The organism is Aliirhizobium wenxiniae, from assembly GCF_014201355.1.
Classification (GTDB): Bacteria; Pseudomonadota; Alphaproteobacteria; order Rhizobiales; family Rhizobiaceae; genus Neorhizobium; species Neorhizobium wenxiniae.
The window spans coordinates 20,828-42,787 of record NZ_JACHEG010000009.1 but is presented as its reverse complement, the minus strand read 5'-3'; the positions used below and the strand labels follow the sequence as shown (position 1 = coordinate 42,787).

15 protein-coding genes are annotated in these 21,960 nt (G+C 60.6%); 3 read left to right on the top strand and 12 right to left on the bottom strand.

Annotated elements, in window-relative coordinates; translation table 11 throughout:
- The 3 genes from trpA to HNQ72_RS25455 all read left to right on the top strand — a co-directional run bounded on the left by trpA (position 1) and on the right by HNQ72_RS25455 (position 3,370).
- Entirely contained in the window at positions 1-840 is an 840-nt protein-coding gene (gene trpA, locus HNQ72_RS25465; RefSeq protein WP_183996606.1) for a tryptophan synthase subunit alpha, read from the top strand.
- A 148-nt stretch (positions 841-988) separates the two neighbouring features.
- The gene (gene accD, locus HNQ72_RS25460; RefSeq protein WP_183996604.1) at positions 989-1,897 is read left to right on the top strand and encodes an acetyl-CoA carboxylase, carboxyltransferase subunit beta; all 909 of its coding nucleotides are present in this window, start codon (positions 989-991) and stop codon (positions 1,895-1,897) included.
- Between the two features lie 129 nt (positions 1,898-2,026).
- Positions 2,027-3,370: a bifunctional folylpolyglutamate synthase/dihydrofolate synthase gene (locus HNQ72_RS25455; RefSeq protein ID WP_373289500.1), complete on the top strand. Its 1,344-nt coding sequence runs from the start codon at positions 2,027-2,029 to the stop codon at positions 3,368-3,370.
- 699 nt (positions 3,371-4,069) lie between these two features.
- Here the strand turns inward: HNQ72_RS25455 and trxA are convergent.
- From trxA to HNQ72_RS25395, 12 genes are all read right to left on the bottom strand, one after another.
- Entirely contained in the window at positions 4,070-4,390 is a 321-nt protein-coding gene (gene trxA / locus HNQ72_RS25450) for a thioredoxin (protein WP_148143837.1), read from the bottom strand.
- A gap of 72 nt (positions 4,391-4,462) precedes the next feature.
- A complete protein-coding gene (addA, locus tag HNQ72_RS25445) occupies positions 4,463-8,017 on the bottom strand; it encodes a double-strand break repair helicase AddA (protein WP_183996600.1) in 3,555 nt (1,184 codons plus the stop codon).
- A complete protein-coding gene (gene addB / locus HNQ72_RS25440; protein ID WP_183996598.1) occupies positions 8,010-11,213 on the bottom strand; it encodes a double-strand break repair protein AddB in 3,204 nt (1,067 codons plus the stop codon). Before addB ends, addA begins: the two co-directional genes overlap by 8 nt.
- A 3-nt stretch (positions 11,214-11,216) precedes the next feature.
- The gene (locus HNQ72_RS25435) at positions 11,217-11,954 is read right to left on the bottom strand and encodes a nucleotidyltransferase family protein (RefSeq protein WP_183996596.1); all 738 of its coding nucleotides are present in this window, start codon (positions 11,952-11,954) and stop codon (positions 11,217-11,219) included.
- A 15-nt stretch (positions 11,955-11,969) separates the two neighbouring features.
- Entirely contained in the window at positions 11,970-13,484 is a 1,515-nt protein-coding gene (gene tsaE / locus HNQ72_RS25430) for a tRNA (adenosine(37)-N6)-threonylcarbamoyltransferase complex ATPase subunit type 1 TsaE (RefSeq protein ID WP_183996594.1), read from the bottom strand.
- On the bottom strand, positions 13,481-16,048 hold the full coding sequence (locus tag HNQ72_RS25425; protein WP_183996592.1) for a sensor histidine kinase: 2,568 nt from the start codon (positions 16,046-16,048) through the stop codon (positions 13,481-13,483). The genes tsaE and HNQ72_RS25425 overlap by 4 nt, the downstream gene beginning before the upstream one ends.
- A 206-nt stretch (positions 16,049-16,254) precedes the next feature.
- Positions 16,255-17,655, bottom strand: coding sequence for an adenosylhomocysteinase (gene ahcY / locus HNQ72_RS25420; RefSeq protein WP_183996590.1), 1,401 nt, complete (start codon positions 17,653-17,655; stop codon positions 16,255-16,257).
- 143 nt (positions 17,656-17,798) lie between these two features.
- Complete coding sequence (locus tag HNQ72_RS25415) at positions 17,799-18,074, bottom strand: HPr family phosphocarrier protein (protein WP_183996877.1); 276 nt, start codon at positions 18,072-18,074, stop codon at positions 17,799-17,801.
- 13 nt (positions 18,075-18,087) lie between these two features.
- The gene (locus HNQ72_RS25410; protein ID WP_183996589.1) at positions 18,088-18,489 is read right to left on the bottom strand and encodes a PTS sugar transporter subunit IIA; all 402 of its coding nucleotides are present in this window, start codon (positions 18,487-18,489) and stop codon (positions 18,088-18,090) included.
- Between the two features lie 124 nt (positions 18,490-18,613).
- Positions 18,614-19,072 (bottom strand): HPr kinase/phosphorylase, encoded by a 459-nt coding sequence (locus HNQ72_RS25405; protein ID WP_183996587.1) that lies wholly within the window; start codon positions 19,070-19,072, stop codon positions 18,614-18,616.
- Positions 19,069-20,838, bottom strand: coding sequence for a stimulus-sensing domain-containing protein (locus HNQ72_RS25400; protein WP_210319723.1), 1,770 nt, complete (start codon positions 20,836-20,838; stop codon positions 19,069-19,071). Before HNQ72_RS25400 ends, HNQ72_RS25405 begins: the two co-directional genes overlap by 4 nt.
- An 87-nt stretch (positions 20,839-20,925) precedes the next feature.
- The gene (locus tag HNQ72_RS25395; RefSeq protein WP_112511969.1) at positions 20,926-21,645 is read right to left on the bottom strand and encodes a response regulator transcription factor; all 720 of its coding nucleotides are present in this window, start codon (positions 21,643-21,645) and stop codon (positions 20,926-20,928) included.
- Positions 21,646-21,960 lie beyond the last annotated feature (315 nt).

Here is a 21,960-nt window from a genome sequence, read left to right as displayed (position 1 = left end):
ATGACTTCCAGAATGGACACACGCTTCGCCAAGCTGAAGGCTGAAGGCCGCCCCGCTCTCGTTACCTATTTCATGGGCGGCGATCCGGATTACGCAACCTCGCTCGGCATCATGAAGGCCCTGCCGGAAGCCGGTGCCGACGTGATCGAACTCGGCATGCCGTTTTCCGATCCGATGGCGGATGGCCCGACCATCCAGCTCGCCGGCCAGCGCGCCCTGAAGGGCGGCCAGACTTTGGCAAAGACGCTCGACCTCGCCCGCGATTTCCGCAAGGGCGACAGCGACACGCCGATCGTCATGATGGGCTATTACAACCCGATCTACATCTACGGCGTCGATAGATTCCTTGATGATGCGATCGAAGCCGGTATCGATGGCCTGATCATCGTCGATCTGCCGCCGGAAATGGATGATGAACTCTGCATCCCGGCGCTCGCCAAGGGCATCAACTTCATCCGCCTGACGACACCGACCACGGACGAGAAGCGTCTCCCAACCGTGCTCAACAACACCTCCGGCTTCGTCTATTACGTCTCGATGAACGGCATCACCGGTTCGGCTCTGCCGGACCCGTCGCGGATCTCCGGCGCCGTCGCCCGCATCAAGGACCACACGGACCTGCCGGTCTGCGTCGGTTTCGGCGTCAAGACGGCCGACCATGCCAAGGCGATCGGTGCTGCGGCCGATGGCGTCGTCGTCGGCACGGCGATCGTTGCTCAGGTCGCTGGCAGCCTCACCAAGGATGGCGCTGCAACCGCCGATACGGTTTCCGCCGTTTCCACTTTCGTTCGCGGCTTGTCGACCGGCGTGCGTTCCGCCCGCCTTGTTGCTGCCGAATAACTGACCCACATAAGGCATGCTTCTCGAAAGTCGCCACCGGTTTCGAGAGCAAGGCATGTCTGAGAATTAAAGACCTGAAGCGTGGCACGCGGTTTGAAGGATCGCGATACGCTTCAGTCCTGACACTGTTTTATCGGAGTACCCCCAAGTGAACTGGATCACCAATTACGTTCGACCGCGCATCAATTCCATGCTGGGTCGTCGCGAAGTTCCGGAAAACCTCTGGATCAAGTGCCCTGAAACCGGCGAGATGGTCTTCCACAAGGACCTCGAAGAGAACAAGTGGGTCATTCCCGCTTCCGGCTTCCACATGAAGATGCCGGCCAAGGCGCGCCTCCGGGATTTGTTTGACGGTGGCGAGTTTGAAGCCCTGTCGCAGCCCAAGGTCGCCCAGGATCCGCTGAAGTTCCGTGACTCGAAGCGATATGCCGACCGCCTCAAGGACAGCCGCCTCAAGACCGAGCAGGAAGACACGATCCTGTCGGGCCTCGGCACGGTCCAGGGTGTCAAGCTTGTTGCCGTCGTGCATGAGTTCAACTTCATCGGCGGTTCGCTCGGCATGGCAGCCGGCGAGGCGATCGTGAAGGCGGCCGAACGTGCGCTGAAGGAAAAATGCGCCCTGATCATCTTCCCGGCCTCGGGTGGCGCCCGCATGCAGGAAGGCATCCTGTCGCTGATGCAGCTGCCGCGCACCACGGTTGCCGTCGACATGCTCAAGGAAGCCGGCCTTCCCTATATCTGCGTGCTGACCAACCCGACCACCGGTGGCGTCACCGCGTCCTATGCGATGCTGGGCGATGTCCATATTGCCGAGCCGGGTGCGGAAATCGGCTTTGCCGGCAAGCGCGTCATCGAACAGACCCTGCGTGAAAAGCTGCCGGAAGGTTTCCAGACCTCCGAGTATCTGCTGGAACACGGCATGGTCGATATGGTCGTCAACCGCCACGATATCCCGGAGACGCTCGCTCGCATCATCCGCATGCTGATGAAGCAGCCGGTGCAGGAAGCGCTGCCTGCGCCCAAGCCGCAGCCGGAACCGGTCGCTGCGACGGCCTGACCTGAGGCAATTCCGGCAACCGGTTTTGTCGGAATTGCGCTGAAACCAAAAGACTGGGTGGCCTTACTATCGGAAAAGGGTGAGGCTGCTCGAAAAAACGACCAGAGCCGGAGCTACGGGATGTCGACCATGAACCAGCCCGTCGCAAGCGAGGCCGCTCAGGAAATCGAGCGGCTGATGACCCTTCATCCAAAAGGGTTCGATCTGTCGCTTGAACGTATCACCCGCCTCCTAGAGGTGCTCGGCAATCCGCAGCTGAAACTGCCGCCGGTTATCCATGTCGCCGGCACTAACGGCAAGGGCTCCTGCACCGCCTTCTGCCAGGCGCTGCTGGAGGCCGGCGGGCATTCGGTCCACGTCCATACGTCCCCCCATCTGGTAAATTGGCACGAGCGTTTCCGCATCGGCGTCAAGGGTGGTCGCGGACAATTGGTGGATGACGCGCTGCTTGCAGATGCCTTGCGCCGTGTCGCAGCCGCCAATGACGGCCAAACGATCACCGTCTTCGAGATCCTCACTGCTGCCACCTTCCTGCTGTTCTCCGAACAGCCCGCGGATGCGGTCATTCTGGAAGTCGGGCTGGGCGGACGGTTCGATGCCACCAATGTCATCGCCAATCCTGCCGTCTCGGTGATCATGCCGATCGCGCTCGATCACCAGGCTTATCTGGGAGATCGTGTCGAATTGATCGCCGCCGAGAAGGCCGGCATCATGAAACGCCGGCGTCCGGTGGTTGTGGGTCACCAGGAATTTGAAGCCGCCCGCGAAGTTCTGATCTCGACGGCGGATCGCCTTGGCTGTCCACTCTCGGTCTATGGTCAGGATTTTTCCGCCCATGAGGAATTCGGCCGCCTGATCTATCAGGACGAGGATGGTCTGCATGATCTGCCTCTGCCGCGCCTGCCGGGCCGACATCAATACGCCAATGCCGCAGCCGCGATCCGCGCCGTCAAGGCAGCCGATTTCACCGTCACCGACCAGATGATGGAAAAGGCGATGACGAGCGTCGAATGGCCGGCACGCCTGCAGCGGATCACCGAGGGCAAGCTTCTCGAATTCGCGCCCAAGGGAGCCGAGATTTGGCTCGATGGCGGGCATAATCCCGCTGGCGGCGAAGTCATTGCAGAGGCGATCGCAGCTTTCGAGGAACGCCAGCCGCGCCCGCTTTATCTCATCACCGGTATGATCAACACCAAGGATCCGGTCGGTTACTTCCGTGCCTTTGCCGATCTGGCCGAACACGTCTTTACCGTCCGCATCCGCGACAGCGAAGCCGGCCTTGATCCTGTGGTGCTCGCCCATTCCGCTTTCGATGCGGGGCTGGTCGCCGAACCGTCCGCCTCGGTCGCCGAAGCGCTTCAGGAAATCACCCTCCGCCAGATCCCCGATCGCCCGCCACCACGCATCCTCATTGGCGGTTCCCTCTATTTTGCGGGTAATGTTCTGGCAGATAACGGCACTCCGCCGACGTGATGTAGGGGCCTACGGATGGCCCTCACCCAAGGGGCAGCTTGCCTCCACCTCGCCCCGTAAATGGGGAGAGGGGACTTGTTACGCTGAAGTTCAGCGCGACGCGGAGAGGGGGGCAACTTGCGTCCTTCTCCCTGTCGAAAAGGGGAGAAGATGCCGGCAGGCGGATGAGGGGCTGGCACTGTCACCAGCGTCGCCACAAGCGGGGACGAGATCACAATCCCGCTCCAACAATCCCAATCACTTAACTGGTTTTTCATCCCCGCCCTCGCGCCGCGTGCCTAAAATGTGCTCGTTCCGCTTCGGCTACACCGGTCCGCATAACCGGCGAGGCGGAACCGGTGATCGGATGTTCCGCCCTTATGCAGGCGGACCATCCGGAGCTGCGCAGAAAATGGTCTGCCCCTGAATAAGGCGTGCGTGTGTCGCACACATACCGGCCGGCAGTTCGATGAGGACATAAGCCCGACCGCCGCAGACGGACCGGAGTTGCGCGGAAAAACACACCGAACGGGACACGCCGAGTGTCACATATAAAAATTCAATTCGAGGCACCCGACGTGTCCCGGCCGAAACAAGAAATATCCAGATCACCAAGGGCGGACTGTGTCCATTCGGAAGCCAGCTTCAAAATAGGCAAACAAAAAACCCGGCTGATTTCCCAGCCGGGTTTTGGATTCACGTGAAACACTTTTTTAAGTGTTAAGCAGCGCCGGAAATCCAGGCGGCAAGCGCGGTCTTCGGAGCAGCGCCAACCTTGATGTCGGCCACTTCGCCGCCCTTGAACATGGCAAGCGTCGGGATCGAGCGAACGCCGAACTGGGCAGCCAGTTCCGGGTTTTCGTCGATGTTCAGCTTGGCGACCTTCACCTTGCCGGAAAGCTCGGTTGCGATCTCTTCAAGGCTCGGAGCGATCATCTTGCACGGGCCGCACCATTCAGCCCAGAAATCCACGACGACCGGCTCGGCGGAGTTCAGAACTTCGGCCTGAAAATTATTGGTATCGACCTTAACGGTAGCCATAGGGCTCTCCTTTACGATTCTTCGTTGCTGCAAATGTGAGATCGGCATTGATCATTTTCAATGTCCGTCATGTCACTTTGTCTTGAGCTCCGCAAGCGAGCGCGACATCAGCTCGACAGGTAATCTCATGACTGTTGCCGTCTCGGTATAGACCAGCACGCACGCGACCTCCTTGCCGGGATAAAGCGGCTTGAGGATCTCGCGATAGATGGCGAGCTGTGCCCGATGCGTCAGCGGCACGGCCTCAACCTCAGCCGGCGGTTTGCGGTTGGTCTTGTAGTCGAGAATGATCACCCGGTCGTCCATTTCCACCAGCCGGTCGATCCGTCCCGAGATCGCATAATCCTGGCCCTCCAGCTGAAGCGTGCCCATGATCGACACTTCAGCCTGACTGCGGGCCGAAAACACCGGCGCAAGGCCTCCATGCGAAAGCACCGACATGACGCTGTCGACCAGCTTTTCCCGCTCGACCTTGTGCCAGTATCGCGCAGCCCGCTCGGCATAACGATAGGCGGCCGTTTCACGCTCCGCATCGGAAAACTCGGTCAGCATCTGCAGCATGCGGTGAACCAGCTTGCCCTTCTGCAGCGCCAGGCTTCCGGCGGTCTTATCGCCGAACAGCGGAGAGGTGACGATCAGGTCATCCGCATCGTCGTCGATCATCATTCCGGCGCCCGATGGGCTGAGCGGTCGCGGCAATATCTTCTGCGGGGGCAGGGGGCGTGACAGGTCGCTTGGCAGACCCGGCCTTTCGGCGGCCCTGTGCTCTTCACGCTTCGCCCGCTCGACTGCTCCGCCCGCAACCGGCAGCCGCCATTTCAACCCGCTCCATTCGCCATCCGGCCCACTGAACGTGACTTCGCTGCAATGCTGCTCGTCGAGCGAAAGCGCCCGCGCAATCATCGCCTGCCAGCTGTCCGGATTGTCCCGTACGCCGCGATAGCCGCAGACGATCAGCCGGTCGGCCGCGCGTGTCATGCCGACATAAAGCAGCCGCCGATACTCCTCTTCGGAAAGCGTCTTCAACCGCTCTTCATCGGCACCGGTCAGCGCGTTCGAAAGCGTCTTGCCCGGTAGCCAGGCCGGAACGTCGCCCTGCGCCGTTTTCAAAAAACGGAATTTCGGCACATGCGACGAGATGAAGGATTTCGAATTGCTGTCGACCAGAAACACGACCGGCGCTTCGAGCCCTTTCGAGGCATGTACGGTCATGATCCGCACCTCGTTACGCCCGCCATCCTGTTCGCGTTTCACCTCCGGGCTTTCGAGCTCCAGCGTCGAGACGAAAGCCTGCAGACCCGGCAGGCCGGATGTTTCATGGTCCAGCGCAAAGGTCAGAAACTCGTCAAGAATATCGCCGGCCTCCGTGCCGAGCCGCCCGAGAAACTTCCGCCGTCCGCCATATTGCCCGAGGATCCGCGCATAAAGATCATGCGGGCTGAGCAGCCGGGAAAGGGCAAGCAGATGCTGCAACCGCTCCGCAGCATCCCGGAACCGCAGCGGCTGCTCTTCGGAAAGCCGTTTGAGTTCGGCCCAGGCGCTGGTGTTTTCCGCCCGCAGCGCCGCGACCTCGAACACGTCCTCTTCGGAAAGATCGAAAAGCGGGCTTTTCAGCAAAGCCGCCAGCGAAAGATCATCCTGCGGCAACAGCATGAAACGCCCGAGCGCCAGGAGATCCTGCACCGCGATATGGCTGGTCAGCCGCAACCGGTCGGCCCCTGCCACCGGAATATTGTCGCGCCGCTTCAAGGCTCGGGTCAGCGCATTGACGAAGGCATCGCGCTTGCGCACCAGGACCAGAATGTCACCCGGCTCGATCGGACGTTCCACGCCCTTTTCGATCACCGTTTCCCGGCCGATCATCTCGCCGATCCGGTCGGCGATCCGTGCCGCCAGAATTGCAGCCGGTGCCTTGTCCGGCGTCGAATCGAAGGGCGCGGTCCAGTCCTCTTCCTGTTCGGATACTTCCGGTGCCACCACATCCCACAGATCGACGGCCCCGGCATGGCCCATCCGATTGGAGCGGTGCTGCACCGCATCGCCGATTGCCGAAAGCCCCTTGGCGTTCTCTTCCAGCGAAAACACCTGGTCGACGGCGGAAAGCACATCCGCCGTGGAACGGAAGGAGAGCGGAAGACGGATTGCGTGAAACGGCTGGCCGCTGCCGCTCACCTGTTTCTGCGTCGCACTGCGCTCCTCGGCAAACCGCTCCGGCCGCGCGCCCTGAAAGGAATAGATCGACTGTTTCTCGTCACCCACGGCAAAGATCGTCCGCAGCGTCTCGCGGGCGCTGGTGCCGGAATAGAAATCCTCCGCCAGCGACTTGATCACCGTCCACTGGATCGGGCTGGTATCCTGCGCCTCGTCGACCAGAATATGATCGATGCCCTGATCGAGCTTGTAATGCACCCAGGCGCCGACACCGTCGCGGGTCAGAAGATCGGCGGTCCTTGCGATCAGGTCCTCGAAGTCGAGCAGGCTGCGCCTTCTCTTCAGCTCCTCGTAATCCTCGGTCAACCGCGCCGCCAGCGTCAGCGCCGCCTTGGTCGCGGAGAACATCCGGATCAGCCGCAGCCGGTCCTGGCACGCGAGCACATGGTTGCGGGCCTCATCGATGGCGGCGGCCAATTCCGGGGCGATCTTGGTCATCGCGGAGGCGATCAGGCTGCGATCCGCCTTCACCGTTCCCTTCGCAGTCAAGAATATCGAATCGAGATGTTCCGCCCGCTTGAACGGATCGGCCTCCTTCATCGCCACGCGCAATCCGTAAGCGACGGCATGAACAGTAGAGCCACCCTTCTGGTCGGCCAGCGACAGATAGAGATCGAGCGTAAGACCAAAAAGACCCGGAAGCGGCCAGTAACTGCCAGCGATACTCGCTTCGGTATCTCTCACATCAAGCCCCAGCATCCGCTTGAGCTCAGGTCCGATCCCGTCATGGCGCTCCGCATTCGCCGCGAAACGCCGAATCGCCGTCCGGTTTGCCACGATATCGGAAAGCAGCGCCTCCAGCCCGAACTCGTCACCGAGATCGAGCACATGCGCAAAGGCTTCCGCGAGATCAGCGTCGTCCTCGGCAGATGTCGCGGTCAGAAGCGAACGCCGTGCTTCCGCCAGAAGCGCCGAAGCCGCCCGGTCGTCGAGCACGGAAAAATGCCCCGCGACATTGGCTTCCAGCGGAAACTGGTGCAACAGCGCTTCGCAAAACGCGTGGATCGTCTGGATCTTCAGTCCACCCGGTGTCTCCAGCGCCTTGGCAAATAGCCGGCGCGCCTCTGCCAGCTTGGCGGAATCCGGCTCATGACCTTCGATACCGGTTATCCGCTTGCGTAATTCCTCGTCGGAAAGCACCGTCCATTCGGACAGCCGCTGGAACACCCGGTTCGACATTTCCGATGCCGCAGCCTTGGTATAGGTGAGGCAAAGAATGGAGGAGGGGCGGCAGCCGGCAAGCAACAGCCTTATCACCCGTTGGGTCAGAACATGTGTCTTGCCCGAACCGGCATTGGCCGAAACCCAGGCAGAGCTTGCCGGATCCGAAGCGTGCGATTGCTGCACTGTCGTCCAGTCGATCCACTGTTTCGGCTCGTCGCCAACCGGCAGCTCATCGGTGAGGGTCTCACTCATCGGCTTCACCCTCTCCGTCGTCATCCGCAGTGGACCATTCCGCAACCCGGGCAAGGTGATCATACTCACCGCCGAAATCACCCTGCGCAAACGGCACCAGCCGCGAGGCAAAACCGGCATCGCCGCTTCGCAGTTTCAGCACGAACTTGGTCAGCTGATCGATCGAATCCTGCGCTAGGTCGATTGCTGATTTCGGTTGTTTCTTGGCGGTGGCGGAAGATCCCTCGTTGTTCACCCGCTCGGACCTGAACCGGTCCCCGGGCCGCAACCGCACATAAAGAAGATCGCCCGGCTGCTGAACGCCCATCGCCTTGAACGCGCCGGCCTGAAGTGCTGCCGCCTCCAGCGCGAGCTGCGGATCGAGCAGTGCGCGGGCCTGTGAAACCGAGGGGCTCAAGCCCGTCTTGTAGTCGATAATGTCAGCAGTTCCCGATCGCATCAGATCGATCCGGTCGGCAATGCCGGTGACCCTTATCCCGGCCGTCTCGACCTCGAAACCGGCTCCGGTTTCCGTCACCGTGCTACGCACCTCCGGCGCACGTTTTTCTTCCCAGTCGAGAAACGCCTTCGCCACCTCGACGAAGCGCGGGCGCCAGACCCGGTCGATATGCGGCGGCAATTGCTCGGCATCGAACAGTTCCTGAGTGATCCGCATCATGGATTCACGTGAAACATTGCTGCCCGGCTTGTGGCCCTCACGCGTATAGCGGTCGATGATCGCGTGATAGAGTGTACCGCGCTGCGAAGCGCCGGGGTCCTCGTTGAACGGAGCCAGCGGATCGAGCTTCAGGATGCGGCGGGCGTAAACGGAGTATGGGTCGCGCCGCAACCGGCCGACCTCGCTGAAGGAATACTTTACCGGCTGCAGTTCCGCCGGCGGCCTTGGGGCAGGGCGCTTTGCCGGCTTCTGGTCCTCGCCTTTATCGATCAGCGCGGCCCAGTGACGATAGTCTTCGCCGCGCGCTTTCAACCCGTCGGCAAAGGCCTTGCCGCCCAGCGCCAGTAATCTCTGCAGCCAGCGGGAAGCAACCGTTGGTGTTGCGCCCTGTCGCAGCGAGCGTGAAAAGATCAGGTTTCGCGTGCCGCAGGCCATTTCGAAATCGTGCGCCAGCTGGCCGATCCGCCGCTCCGGCGGCTCCAGCCCCATATCGGTTTTCATCGAGCGCGACAGGAACGGGTTGTTGACCGTCTGCCCCGGCCACGATCCTTCGTTCAATCCGCCGAGGATCATCGTATCGACGCTCTGCAGCCGCGCTTCCAGCGTACCGAAGATAAACACCCGCGGATGCGCAAGCGATCGGGGTTTCACCGCACCACCCGTCGTCAGCGCCATGACGATGTCGATCCATTGCGGACCATCGGCATCGATCTGACCGTCCGTTTCCATCACCTCGGCAAGCAGGCTCGAAAGCTGCTCGCCCGCCTCGCCAGACCAGAGAGCCGCAAGATCGCCGCGTTCGTCGATCGCAATCGCTTCCAGCGCCTTGCCGGTGCGGCTTGCCCATTCGGAAAGCGGCAGCTTTGCCGTCAGCCCGCGACCATCGGCGCGCCGGTGAATGAAGGAGCTGACCAGAGGCTCGACCGCCTGCGTGATCCGTCGGGCAACATCCCATGCCATCTCGATCGCGCCTTCCGGCAATGAGTCGATCCAATGCGGGGTGTGCCTGTCCTCGGCATGCACCGCCAGCTGGGTTTCGAGCAGCGATTCGAGCGTGGAAATATCCATCTCGCCGACGCCACCACGCAGTGCGAGAACCTCAAGCGCGTCGATCGCGGTCTTGAGTTCGTCAACGGGCAGGCCAAGCCGCATCAGCGGATGTTTCATCAGGCCGACGATCGCGACCGGATCGCCGGGCCGAAGTGCCGCCTCCAGAAGTAGCTGGGTCAGGGTTCCCTGCGGCGTGCCGGAAAGCGCCGAACCGGCAGAATCGTCGGCAAGGATGCCGAATCGAGCAAGCTCTGCCGTCACCCGCCGGCCAAGCGCTCGGTCGGGCGTGATCAGCGCCGCCTGAGCGGCATTGCCATTTCGGCCAGGTTTCTGCAGCGCCAGCCGAAGCGCGATGGCAATCGCAACTGCTTCCTCCCGCTCGTTGGCAGCCTCGATCAGGCAGACATCCGCAAAGGCTGCACCAAGCGCCTCGATATCAGCATCGTCGCGCCACTCGCTCCAGCGGTCGGTCGCCTTGGCCGGCACCAGCGCCTGCGAGATCGCGGCCGCCCGGAAGGCGAGATCGACCGGAACCTCTCCGATGATACGGACATCATCCCGCACTGCACCGATCTTCTTCAACAGCTTGGAAAGACCGAACTGCGAATGGCTGCGGCTGGCGGGATCGGGCTTGCCGTCGAAGGTTTCCTCTTCGACAGTTGCCCACTGGTCATCCGGCATGGATGTGTCGAGGCCCGGAAGCACGACCGTGCCATTCGGCAGGCGGGAAATTGCCGCGATCAGTTCTGCCGCCGCCGGCACCGAACCCGTCGATCCGGCAACGATGACCGGCCCCTTATGCTCGCGCTCACCGATCCGCCGCGCCTCGCTTCTGAGAATCGCGGCGCGATGTTTGGCAGGGGAGGAGCGCTTCAACTCTTCAAGCCGGACAGGCCAGAAGGCGCTGGCGATTTTCAGGAACTCGGCGGTCAGCTGCCACCAGAGCGCATGCTCGCCGGTCTGCAGATTGTCGAGATCGGCCCAGTCCCGCTCTTCCGTCTCGATCGCATCGAGCAGTTCGGCAAGCGCGCGGGCAAGCCAGATCGCATCGGCCGGGCTCGCCGGCGCCACGAGCGGCGATTCCGAATGCACGTCGAGCACGATCTTCGGCAACTGGTTGCGCCAGGCAAGGATCAGTCGGCCAAGTTCGAGCAGCCGGGATGTCCCGCCGATCGGCAGCGCCATGTCCATTTCTTCCGGCGCAACGAGATCGAAAAAGCCGCTGTCGTCATCCGTTTCGCCAAGCGGCCGGATCACCGGCAGGATCGCGGCACGACCGCCAAGCAGATCGACGAATTCCGAGCGCAGAACACGGGCGGAACGCCGCGTCGGCACGAAGATCGTCACATCGGCCAGCGATATCGGATCGGCAGGATCGTAGCGAAAATCCTCGTTCAGCCGCCCGTCGCAAAGTGCGGCAGCCAGCGTCTTGAGAAATGGCACGCCCGATGGGATCGAAAAAACGCGTTTCTGCCGGGCTTCGGACATGGGTCACACCCCTGTACTATGGCGGGCAATCACAGCCTCGGCCTCTGGAAGCGCGTCCGGGGTGCCCACCGTGATCCATTCGCCATCCATAACGACACCGAAAAGCCGACCCTTGGAAATGGCCCTGTCGAAATAGATGTTGAGATTGAAGGCATCATCCGGCGCGTCGTCAAGCAGCGAGGAATGCAGGACGATCGCGCCGGCATAGACCACCGGGTTGTCGCCATCCACATATCGGCTCAAGCGCCCGTCCTGATCGAGCTGAAAATCCCGTTTGCCGTTGTGGCCGGTCGTGCGTTCCAGCGGCACGCAGAGCAACGCCATGTCCATCCGCTCGGGATTGAAGAATCCGGCTAATTTCTGCAGGTTGGTGGGTGAGCCATGCTTCTCGCCGATCCAGAACAGATCTGCATTCATCACATAGGCGATGCCGGGATCGAGCAGCGAAAGCCCTTTCTTCAACCCGCCGCCGGAATTCATCAGCTCAGCGCGCTCGTCGGAGATTATGATGTCGAGGCGCGGATAGGCGGCAAGATGCGCCTCCATCCGATCTGCGAAATGATGCACGTTGACGACGGCGCGCGAAACGCCCGCATCCGCCAGTGCATCGAGCCCGTAATCGATCATCGGCTTTCCGGCGACCGGCACCAGCGGTTTCGGCATCGTATCGGTGATCGGCCTCAGGCGCGTGCCAAGCCCGGCGGCAAGCACGACGGCCTGCGTGAGTGGAACCAAAGTCATCATCGAAAGCCGTATTTATGATTCGGAAAAGTCTATTCCAGCCCGTGCGCACCAATCGCGCAAGGGGGCGAGTGCCTCATGGGAAAGCGCCGTGGAAAGATGACGCAACGTGCGCGGCATGTGCTGAAGGTATTGCGGCTTGCCGTCTCGCTGTTTCAGCCGCACCCACAGGCCGCCAAGCTTGCAGTTCCGCTGCGCCGCCATGATCGCCCAGGATTTGAGGAAGGAGGCTTCGTCGAATTTGCCGAGCGAGCGGCGAAGCGTCAGGTAGTCGATCATCATCTGGTCGGCCAGCGCCTTGGGAATGTCGACGCGGGCATCCTGCACGATCGAGGCAAGATCATAGGCCGTCGGCCCGATCATCGCATCCTGGAAGTCGATCAGCCCGACGCGGCGAACACCGGCTTGCTCTGGCTGCCAGATGATATTGGGCGAATGGAAATCGCGCAGCAGCAGGTTCTTTTCCGCGCTCGCCAGTTCGCCGATCAGCCCGTCCCAGATCGCAAGATAGTCTCGACGCTCTTCCTCGCTCGGCTGTTCGCCGCGTTTCCACGGCAGGTACCAGTCGAGCAGAAGCCGGGCTTCCATCTTCATCGCGGTCGGATCGAAATCCGGCACATGGTGGATCGGGCCGTTTTCGATCGGCAGGTCCTGCTGCATCGCGTGGGCGTGCAGATAACCGAGGCAGACGACGCTTTCGCGGTAGCGATCCTCTATCGGCCTGCCGTCTTCATCCAGCACGCCTTGGTTGCCGAGGTTCTCGAGCAGAAGAATGCCCTGATCGTAATCGACATGCAGCACTTCCGGCGCGGTCAGCCCGATGCCGCGCAGATATTGCGAGATGGCGACGAACGGATAGGCATCCTCGGCAATATGGGCAACCTTGGGATAGGGCTTGCCATCCAGAACCGGCGGGCCTTCCGGCCGCTTCGGCCAGTCCATCAGGACCAGAATTTCGCCGACTGATGTTGTGACGCTCTCATAGGCGCGCATCGAGGCGTCGCCGGTCAGAAACCGCCGGCTCGCACCGCCATAGTCACGTGAATTGAGAAATTCGCGGATCGCCAGCGCACGGCGGATGCGTAAAAGGGCAGGGGCCGGTGCCGTGATGGTCACCCGGCGTCCCGTGCCCTCATGCTCCAGCTTCATCACGATCCGGCTGGGCGGCAGAAGTTCACCGGCCATTTCCGGCCATTCGACAAGGCAAATCCCGGATAAAAGCGCTTCGTCGAAACCGAGCTCGTCGAGTTCGGAGGAATCTCCCAGCCGATAGAGGTCGAAATGCGCGACCGGAATGCGCAGCTCGTCATAGGATTGCACGAGCGTAAAGGTCGGGCTCGGCACTTCCAGATTTACGTCATCCGCCATGGCGCGGATCAGCGCCCGTGCGAAGGTGGATTTGCCGGCGCCGAGATCGCCCGAAAGCGCCACGCAATCGCCCGGCTTCAGCGCCAGTGCCAGATCCTCGCCGAATTCTATCGTGTCCCGCTCACCAGCAAGTATCAGCGTCAGCGACTGGCCGTCACTCATTCGGCCGCGACCGAGTGGAATGAGGAATTGGTCGGAATGCGGCAGGTTACAGTTGTGCCGTCGCCGGCACGACTGTCGATCGAGACATCGCCATTATGCAGGTGGACAAAGCTTTCCACGATCGAAAGGCCAAGCCCCGCACCGCTGCGCTTGCCGTCCTTGGCCTGCGCCTTGAAGCGGTCGAACACGGTTTTCAGCATGTCCGGAGGAATGCCGGGGCCGCGGTCGCGCACCGAGAAGAACACGCTTGCCGCATCGCGCCAGCAGTTCAGCGTTATCGTCGAATTCTCCGGCGAGAAATTCGTCGCATTGGTCAGGAGCTTGATCAGAATCTGCTTCAGTCGCTGCTGGTCCGCTACGATCGTGCCCATGCCGGCGGGCGCGATGATCTCCAGCGTCATGTTGTTTTCCTGCAGCCGGTCGGCGATCTGCATCGCCACGTCGTCCAACAGGTCCTCGATCGCCAGCTCCGAATAGTTCAGCTCCATGATACCGGCGTCAACGGTCGCGAGATCGAGAATGTCGTTGACGATGGTCAGCAGCACCGAAGACGAGGTCGAGATATGGTCGATATATTCGGCCTGCCGGTCGTTGAGCGTGCCGATGCCTGGCGTCTTCAGAAGATCGGTAAAGCCGATGATATTGGTCAGCGGCGAACGCAGCTCGTAGGAAACGTGCTGGACGAAATCGTTCTTCAGCTCGTCGGCCTTGCGCAGCGCCTCGTTCTTTTCCTTCAGCGCCTTTTCGGCCTGCACGCTGGCCGTCTTGTCGACGAAGGTCAGCATCGTCTGCGCGTTCGGCAGCGGTGTGACCGCGTAATCGAGGATCAGGCCGGAATAAAGCTCGAACGTGCCGTCGAGTGTAGGTCTTTCGTCATCGAAAGCGGTGAGCGCCTGGGCAAACCTACGCCAGCCATCCGGCTCGGCATAGGATGCGGCGCATGCAGCCTCGATCGTCTTGATATGCGTGCCGGGTTCGGCCTGTTCGGCGGTAATGCCCCAGAGTGCGCGGAAGGCCGGGTTTGACAGCCGGATGCGGCCATCGGGGCCGAAAACCGCAACACCTTCGGTCAGATGGTCGATCGTCTCGCCCTGGACACGCACCAGCGTGTTGTAGCGCGCTTCGAGATCGACCTGTTCGGTCAGGTTTTCGAATACCCATGTCGCGCCGCCTTGCGGGTGGGCGGTGGCGATAACGCGCAGTGTCTGGCCGTTCGGCAGATGCCAGGTATCTGTCTTGGTATCGAGCGACTGGTAGACAGCAAGCGCCGTATCCTTCCAGTTCCGCCAGTTCAGCTGTTCCGGCAGTTTGCCGTTGGTGCGCAGCTTGTCCAGAAGTTCGCTGTTATCCGGCTTTGATTCGAGGAAAGGTAGATCCAGATCCCAGAGCTGCATGAAGGCCTGGTTGTAGAATTGCAGGCGGCGCTGGCTGTCGAAAATGGCGACCGGTGTTGCCAGATGGTCGAGCGTTTCGGCATGGCTTTTCAGCGTCCGCTTCAGCTCTTCGCGCACGGCCTCTGCCTCGGACACATCGATCGCCATGCCGGCAGACCCGTCGGTCGTCACCACATCGACCACATCCAGCACGGTGCGATTGCCATGTACTACGGTCGAAAGCCGGTCATGGTAAGGCGACGTCACGGTCGCTCTGGCCCTGATCATTTCGCGGCTGACCGTGCCAAGCAGTTCCCGGCCTTCTTCCACCGCTCGTGCGGAGCTTACAGCGTCGACTGCCTCGCCATAGGCATGGTTGACCCAGGCAAGCTTGCCTTGACCATCACGGCGCCAGACCGGTTGTTCGATCGTGTCAAGCAGCGATTCGAACATGGAGATCGAGCTTCCCAGCCGATCGCGCTCGATCTTCAACTCGGCAAGTTCTGCCCGCAGGTTGTTGAGGGCGAGGAAACGCACGAAAGCCTTTCCGCCCGAGACCCGGCCCTGTACCTCTAGAACTTCGTCCCGATTGGTTTCGATGACCATATCGAAGCTTCGGGCGTGGCTTCTGAGCACGTCGATAGCCTTTTCGAGCTCGGCTGCGGAACCGGCACGAAGCCAGCGGCCGAAAGCGAGGAATTCCCGATCTGCCTGCGGAGCACCCGTCTCGACGGGGAGGTGACCGAGGAATTCAGCCTTTGGCGAGCCGCTTTCCCACACGACGATGCGCCGGTTCTTGTCAGCGATCAGTGCCTCGTATTTCGAAATCCGCTGCTGCGCTTCCGACAGCGCGCCACGCATCTCTTCAGATTCGACTTCCATATTGCCACGCTGGCGCACCAGCCAGACGGTGGAAAGAAGGGCAGCACCCAGTGCGCCCAGAACGACGGAGGAGACGATGACCTGCGCTGAGGAAAACAGCTGGGAAGCCGTTTCTTCCTGCGCCAATGCAGCTGTCGGCAACGCAACCAGCGCCGTTCCGGAAAGAAGGGAACGGGCGATCCGCGCAAGCCGGATACAGGTTCTTCTGCCGTATCCGCCATTCGCGAAATACGGGTTTCCAAGAGCGCGCATGCGCAAGCCAGAAACTGGATCGGCCTGCTTTAACAGGCTCGTTTTTTTTACCGCCATGACCGGTGTGTCTCCGTCCAATTGCCGCTCATCGACAAGACATACCACTTCGCACCTTGCCCGAAGCCGAATGGCCGAGAGGTCGAATCAAGTCCCAAAACAATACGTGTTCGGCGGATAGGCGGGAAGGGATGAAGGCAAAAAAGAAGCCGCAGCCCTTTGTCAAGGCTGCGGCCACAAGATGTTGTGGATTAACCGGCTAGTGATTAGTAGCGGTAGTGGTCTGCCTTGAACGGACCCTGGGCCGGAACGCCGATATAGGCGGCCTGCTCATCGGAAAGCGTCGAAAGCTTCACGCCGAGCTTGTCGAGGTGAAGGCGTGCGACCTTCTCGTCGAGATGCTTCGGCAGGATATAGACGTCGTTCTTGTATTCGCCCTGCTTGGTGAACAGCTCGATCTGGGCCAGCGTCTGGTTGGTGAACGAGGCGGACATGACGAAGGACGGGTGACCGGTCGCGTTGCCGAGGTTCAGGAGGCGGCCTTCCGACAGAAGGATCATCCGGTTGCCCTTCGGGAACTCGATCATGTCGACCTGCGGCTTGACGTTGGTCCACTTGAGGTTCTTCAGAGCCGCAACCTGGATCTCGTTGTCGAAATGGCCGATATTGCCGACGATCGCCATGTCCTTCATCTCGCGCATATGCTCGATGCGGATGACGTCCTTGTTGCCGGTGGTGGTGATGAAGATGTCGGCGGAAGATACGACGTCTTCCAGCACCACGACTTCAAAACCGTCCATGGCGGCCTGCAATGCGCAGATCGGGTCGACTTCAGTGACCTTGACGCGAGCGCCGGCGCCCTGCAGCGAAGCGGCAGAACCCTTGCCAACGTCGCCATAACCGCAGACGACGGCAACCTTGCCGGCCATCATCACGTCGGTGCCGCGGCGAATGCCGTCGACCAGCGATTCCTTGCAGCCATACTTGTTGTCGAACTTCGACTTGGTGACGCTATCGTTGACGTTGATCGCCGGGAAGGGCAGGAGGCCCTTCTTGGAGAGTTCGTAAAGGCGGTGAACGCCGGTCGTCGTTTCTTCGGTCACGCCCTTGATCGCGTCGCGCTGCTTGGTGAACCAGCCCGGCGAAGCCTTGAGGCGCTTCTTGATCTGCGCGAACAGGATCTCTTCTTCTTCCGAACCCGGATTGGAGAGAACGTCCTCGCCGGCTTCGGCACGCGCGCCGAGCAGGATATACATGGTGGCGTCGCCGCCATCATCGAGGATCATGTTGGAGGTGCCGCCATCGGTCCACTGGAAGATCTTGTCGGTATATTCCCAGTATTCGGTGAGCGATTCACCCTTGACCGCAAAGACCGGAATGCCGGCGGCAGCGATGGCCGCAGCAGCGTGGTCCTGGGTGGAGAAGATGTTGCAGGATGCCCAGCGGATATCGGCGCCGAGTTCCTTCAGCGTCTCGATCAGGACGGCCGTCTGGATCGTCATGTGCAGCGAGCCGGAGATGCGTGCGCCCTTCAGCGGCTTCGAAGCGCCAAATTCGGAGCGGCAGGACATCAGGCCCGGCATTTCCGTCTCGGCAATGTCGAGTTCCTTGCGGCCATAGCCGGCAAGATTGATATCCGCGACGATGTAGTCCTTTTCACTGCTCATAAAGCTCTCCGATCACGTTGCATGGCGCTCAAGCCGGGTGAGAAACCCCGCTGGCTCAAAACTCCCAAGCGGTGTAGCAGGCTTCCCGGCCGCTTGCAACGGCGATATAAAGAGGTCTTTATATGTTTATGTGACGTCGTTAATCAGGCTTCTTCGCCGAATTTGTTGGCGATCAGCGCCTCGAGCGCGTCCAGCGCTTCACCGGCCTGAACCCCTTCGGCCGAAACGTCGATGCAACAGCCCGTGCTGGCGGCCAGCATCATCAGGCCCATGATCGAAGTGCCGCCGACGCTCATGCCGTCCTTCGAAACGGTCACCTGCGCGTTGAAACCTTCCACCATCTGCACGAACTTGGCGGATGCCCGGGCATGCAGCCCACGCTTGTTGACGATCACGAATTGGCGGGAGGAGGCGGACATAGGGTTCATGTTCTCACTTGCCGCTCAGCACGCGGCTGGCGACGTTGATATATTTGCGCCCGGCTTCGGAAGCTTCCGCCAACGCCTTTTCCATATTGTCCTCGCCGCGTATGCCGGCAAGCTTGATCAGCATCGGCAGGTTGACGCCGGCGATCACCTCGGTCGTGCCGCTTTCCATGACGGAGATCGAAAGATTGGACGGTGTTCCACCGAACATGTCCGTAAGGATGATGACGCCCTTACCCGCATTGGCGCGGCCAACCGCATCAACGATATCCTGCCGACGCTGGTCCATGTCGTCCTCGGGACCGATACAGACGGTTTCGATGAATTTCTGGGGTCCGACGACATGCTCCACCGCATGTCTAAACTCCTCAGCCAGCTTGCCATGGGTGACAAGCACCAGTCCGATCATGAAAATACGCCCCCTGATTTCAAAGCTCGCGGCCCATATCGTAACGCACTGGTGCCGTAAAGCGGCGGGATGCCATCTTCGCCAACTGGAAATGAAGTTCAAGTCAAAAAATCGGGCGCGCCGCTCACCAAAAAGGCGCTTCCTGCCTCCAGGCGGGCATGAGGGCGCCGATAATTGCCAACGGATCGGCTGCCGTATCGGCAATTCTGACAAGCGGAAGCCTGCCCAAATCGCCGATTTGCCAATACTCGTTTTCCGGCGGAAGCCGTTCCGTCCCGGCAACTGAAACCAGTTGAACGGCAAGGTCGAGCGGTGCAGAAGCGACATTGTCCATTTTAACAATGCCGCTGCCGCGCAGTTCCATCAGCCCGGTTATGCTGGGCGGACAGGTCGCAAAGATCCGGTCGTCCTTCTGGTCGAGGAAAACCTGATCATCCGAGATCAGCGCCGAAAAAGCCTTGGCGCGGCGGGCGATGGTGAGGCAGGTAAAGGCCATCATCGATTTGCCGATACCTGATGGGCCGAGAAAGATCAGCCCGCGTTCGCCCACAACAATGGCTGTGCCGTGGACGTTTCGGGTCATGCTGCGTTGCCTGCGGGAAGAGAAAGAGTGAAGCGCGCGCCGGTCGTTTCCTGCGCCTTGTCTTGCAGGTTTTCTGCCTTCAGGCTGCCACCATGCGCCTCTGCGATTTGCCGGCTGATGGAAAGCCCAAGCCCCGAATTTTGACCAAAACTCTCGCCGTCAGGGCGGTCTGTGTAGAAACGCTCGAAAATCCGATCGATATTTTCAGCCTGGATGCCGGGGCCATTGTCATCGATCGTGATGACTACCTTGTCCTTGTTCCGGGTGAGGCGGATGGAAAGCCGGCCGCCTTTCTCGGGTACGAAGGAGCGCGCATTCTCGATCAGGTTGGTGACGATCTGTCCGAGACGCAGGTCGTGACCGTTGACCACATAGATATGGCGGTCGCCGCCCTTGTGATCGATAGCAAGATCGATTTCCACGGGTTTGCGTCCACTGCGGATCTGCCGGGAGATATCGACGAGATTGGTCAGAAGGGTCTCCATGTCGACCGGTGCCGAATCCGTCCTGGCGAGTTCCGCGTCGAGACGGGACGCGTCGGAAATATCGCTGATCAGGCGATCGAGCCGGCGCACGTCATGGAAGATGATTTCCGTCAGCCGCCGTTTCGAATCCTCGGATTTCGCTAGCGGAAGTGTTTCGACAGCACTGCGTAGCGAAGTCAGCGGGTTTTTAAGCTCATGGCTGACATCGGCGGCAAAGCTCTCGATCGCGTCGATGCGGTCGTAAAGCGCATTGGTCATGTCACGCACCGCGATGGACAGGTTGCCGATTTCATCCTGGCGATAGGAGAAGTCCGGAATCTCCTCACGCTGCTTGGCGCCGCGGCGCACCCGGATGGCGGCCGCAGAAAGGCGGCGCAGCGGATTTGCGATGGTTGACGACAGAAGCAGCGACAGAACGATATTGACGAGTGTCGCCACGCCGAAGACGCGCATGATCGCAAGACGTTCGGCGTGAACGATCTTGTCGATATCGCCGGCCTGTGTCGAAAGAAGCAGAACGCCGAGAACCGCCCGGAACCGCTGGACGGGAACCGCAACGGAAACGATCAGTTCGCCGCGTTCGGTAATGCGCACCAGCGCACCGCGGACGCCGGTCAGCGCATTCATTACTTCCGGATAGATCGAGCCGTCGCCGCCCGGCGCTTCCTTGTAGATCGGCAGGTTGCCTGGCTGAAGCAGCCGGTTGAACATGCCCGACATCCACTCGCTCCAGGTTTGCGTCTCGTTTTCGACCGGCGGCAGGTCATAGCGAAGAACCTGGCCACGCGAATAGAGATGCCGCGAATCGAGCAGCAGGTTGGCATCCGCATCGAACAGGCGGGCGCGGGTGCGGGTCGGAGAAATCAGCCGGCGCAAAACCGGCGCAACACGCTCTGGATCGATCGGAAAATCGAGATCCTCGTCGTTCGGCACCGGCGTGATGCTCTGTCCTGCCTGCAGTTCCAGCAGCTTTTCCGGGTCGATGGTGATCGAATTCGTGTCGACCGAAGCCGAGGCCGAAATCGCTGCCGAAATGATCTCGCCTTGGGTCAGAAGGCTTTCAACGCGGGCGTCGATCAGCCCTTCGCGGAATTGGTTCAGATAGAGGATGCCGGCCACGAGAACGACGGTCGCGGCGATATTGAAGAACAGGATACGCCGCGTAAGGCTCGAAAACACGGCATGACCAAAAAGCCGCCGGATGATGGTGAAGACATGCGGCCAGTGTCGGCGCGCCTTGGGCTTCGCCGGTGCCGTCTCCGTTTCCTGGTTTTCGAGCAGTCTGTCTGCCACGTCTTATCCTTCCACCGGGCCAGTCTATCGCCGACCCGGTCGTGGCTTCAAGTTAACCTGTTGTAACGCAACGCGTCAGGCCGCTTCGCGGAAGCGATAGCCGACACCGTAAAGCGTTTCGATCATGTCGAAATCCGTGTCAACCATCTTGAACTTCTTGCGCAGTCGCTTGATGTGGCTGTCGATCGTGCGGTCGTCGACATAGACCTGCTCGTCATAGGCTGCATCCATCAGCGCATCGCGGCTCTTCACTACGCCGGGCCGTTGGGCCAGCGAGTGCAGAATAAGAAACTCCGTAACCGTAAGCGTGACGGGCTCGCCTTTCCAGGTGCAGGTATGCCGCTCCTGGTCCATTGCCAGTTGCCCGCGCTCCAACGTGCGGGCAGCGATCTGATCGGCCGTGGGCTTCATGCCCGGCGCCTGAAGATCACGGCTTCCGGCCCGACGCAAAATGGCCTTCACCCGCTCCACCAGAAGGCGCTGCGAGAACGGCTTGGTGATGAAGTCGTCGGCGCCCATCTTGAGGCCGAACAATTCATCGATTTCCTCATCCTTCGACGTGAGGAAGATAACCGGAAGGTCCGATTTCTGCCGCAGGCGGCGAAGAAGCTCCATGCCGTCCATGCGTGGCATCTTGATGTCGAAAATGGCAAGCTGCGGTGGGCGGGCGACCAGACCGTCCAGCGCCGATGCGCCGTCCGTATAAGTCTCGACCTTGTAGCCCTCCGCCTCGAGCGCGATCGACACCGAAGTCAGAATATTCCGGTCATCGTCTACGAGCGCGATTGTCTGCATACCGTCCATCTCCATTGCCATTTCGTGCGCATCTCCAGGTAATGACATCTCGCCAACCCCCAGCCCTCGCCATGCGCTTCATGAGGAGAAAGGTGGAACAAATTGTGGCAAAGTTAAAGGGTGGTGATCTGCTTTCGTGTTCAATCGCACGTCTCGACGCCTCAAAACTGCCTATTATCAAGCGCATTAAAACGCTCGGCTAACCGATTTAAAAAGAAATAAATTTCTTTAAATCGATTAAATAATTGATTTCGTTGATATATTCTGGTGATGCCGCTTGCCGTTTTGAAAAACAGTAACTAGCTTCCCGCCTCA

Coding starts and splice junctions, on each gene's coding strand:
- trpA (WP_183996606.1), top strand. CDS start 1: ATGACTTCCAGAATGGACACACGCTTCGCCAAGCTGAAGGCTGAAGGC.
- HNQ72_RS25455 (WP_373289500.1), top strand. CDS start 2,027: ATGAACCAGCCCGTCGCAAGCGAGGCCGCTCAGGAAATCGAGCGGCTG.
- trxA (WP_148143837.1), bottom strand. CDS start 4,390: ATGGCTACCGTTAAGGTCGATACCAATAATTTTCAGGCCGAAGTTCTG.
- addA (WP_183996600.1), bottom strand. CDS start 8,017: ATGAGTGAGACCCTCACCGATGAGCTGCCGGTTGGCGACGAGCCGAAA.
- addB (WP_183996598.1), bottom strand. CDS start 11,213: ATGTCCGAAGCCCGGCAGAAACGCGTTTTTTCGATCCCATCGGGCGTG.
- HNQ72_RS25435 (WP_183996596.1), bottom strand. CDS start 11,954: ATGACTTTGGTTCCACTCACGCAGGCCGTCGTGCTTGCCGCCGGGCTT.
- tsaE (WP_183996594.1), bottom strand. CDS start 13,484: ATGAGTGACGGCCAGTCGCTGACGCTGATACTTGCTGGTGAGCGGGAC.
- HNQ72_RS25425 (WP_183996592.1), bottom strand. CDS start 16,048: ATGGCGGTAAAAAAAACGAGCCTGTTAAAGCAGGCCGATCCAGTTTCT.
- ahcY (WP_183996590.1), bottom strand. CDS start 17,655: ATGAGCAGTGAAAAGGACTACATCGTCGCGGATATCAATCTTGCCGGC.
- HNQ72_RS25415 (WP_183996877.1), bottom strand. CDS start 18,074: ATGTCCGCCTCCTCCCGCCAATTCGTGATCGTCAACAAGCGTGGGCTG.
- HNQ72_RS25410 (WP_183996589.1), bottom strand. CDS start 18,489: ATGATCGGACTGGTGCTTGTCACCCATGGCAAGCTGGCTGAGGAGTTT.
- HNQ72_RS25405 (WP_183996587.1), bottom strand. CDS start 19,072: ATGACCCGAAACGTCCACGGCACAGCCATTGTTGTGGGCGAACGCGGG.
- HNQ72_RS25395 (WP_112511969.1), bottom strand. CDS start 21,645: ATGCAGACAATCGCGCTCGTAGACGATGACCGGAATATTCTGACTTCG.